This is a genomic window from Sphingobacterium lumbrici (assembly GCF_006476045.1).
Taxonomy (GTDB): Bacteria; Bacteroidota; Bacteroidia; order Sphingobacteriales; family Sphingobacteriaceae; genus Sphingobacterium; species Sphingobacterium lumbrici.
Genome location: NZ_ML636799.1, coordinates 1,940 through 3,596, shown reverse-complemented (window position 1 = coordinate 3,596; position 1,657 = coordinate 1,940). Strand labels below are relative to the sequence as shown.

1 rRNA gene is annotated in these 1,657 nt (G+C 51.5%); it reads left to right on the top strand.

Annotated features, from left to right (window positions below):
* Positions 1-69 precede the first annotated feature (69 nt).
* A 16S ribosomal RNA gene (locus tag E4F24_RS00005) occupies positions 70-1,599 on the top strand.
* The last annotated feature ends 58 nt before the right edge of the window (positions 1,600-1,657 follow it).

Here is a 1,657-nt window from a genome sequence, read left to right as displayed (position 1 = left end):
GTTCGGGATAGATATAAAAACAAGACAATTCTATTTATTATAAATAGTCTTGATCTTACACTTCATTTTACAATGGAGAGTTTGATCCTGGCTCAGGATGAACGCTAGCGGCAGGCCTAATACATGCAAGTCGGACGGGATCCGGAGGAGAGCTTGCTCGATTTCGGTGAGAGTGGCGCACGGGTGCGTAACGCGTGAGCAACCTACCCATATCAGGGGGATAGCCCGGAGAAATCCGGATTAACACCGCATAACAACAGGATATCGCATGATGACCTGTTTAAATATTTATAGGATATGGATGGGCTCGCGTGACATTAGCTAGTTGGCGGGGTAACGGCCCACCAAGGCGACGATGTCTAGGGGCTCTGAGAGGAGAATCCCCCACACTGGTACTGAGACACGGACCAGACTCCTACGGGAGGCAGCAGTAAGGAATATTGGTCAATGGGGGCAACCCTGAACCAGCCATGCCGCGTGCAGGATGACTGCCCTATGGGTTGTAAACTGCTTTTGTCCGGGAATAACCCCCTCTACGAGTAGAGGGCTGAATGTACCGGAAGAATAAGGATCGGCTAACTCCGTGCCAGCAGCCGCGGTAATACGGAGGATCCGAGCGTTATCCGGATTTATTGGGTTTAAAGGGTGCGTAGGCGGCCATTTAAGTCAGTGGTGAAAGACGGCAGCTCAACTGTCGCAGTGCCTTTGATACTGAATGGCTTGAATGCTGTTGAAGATGGCGGAATGAGACAAGTAGCGGTGAAATGCATAGATATGTCTCAGAACACCGATTGCGAAGGCAGCTATCTAAGCAGTGATTGACGCTGATGCACGAAAGCGTGGGGATCGAACAGGATTAGATACCCTGGTAGTCCACGCCCTAAACGATGATAACTCGATGTTAGCGATATACCGTTAGCGTCCAAGCGAAAGCGTTAAGTTATCCACCTGGGGAGTACGCCCGCAAGGGTGAAACTCAAAGGAATTGACGGGGGCCCGCACAAGCGGAGGAGCATGTGGTTTAATTCGATGATACGCGAGGAACCTTACCCGGGCTTGAAAGTTACTGAAGAATGCAGAGACGCATTCGTCCTTCGGGACAGGAAACTAGGTGCTGCATGGCTGTCGTCAGCTCGTGCCGTGAGGTGTTGGGTTAAGTCCCGCAACGAGCGCAACCCCTATGTTTAGTTGCCAGCACGTTAAGGTGGGGACTCTAGACAGACTGCCTGCGTAAGCAGAGAGGAAGGTGGGGACGACGTCAAGTCATCATGGCCCTTACGTCCGGGGCTACACACGTGCTACAATGGACGGTACAGCGGGCAGCTACACAGCAATGTGATGCTAATCTCGAAAAGCCGTTCACAGTTCGGATCGGGGTCTGCAACTCGACCCCGTGAAGTTGGATTCGCTAGTAATCGCGTATCAGCAATGACGCGGTGAATACGTTCCCGGGCCTTGTACACACCGCCCGTCAAGCCATGAAAGTTGGGGGTGCCTAAAGCATGTAACCGCAAGGAGCGTGTTAGGGTAAAACCGATAATTGGGGCTAAGTCGTAACAAGGTAGCCGTACCGGAAGGTGCGGCTGGAATACCTCCTTTCTAGAGAACCGATACCGGTACTCGTTACGTTATTACATGGTTATTACTTAGTAAAGAG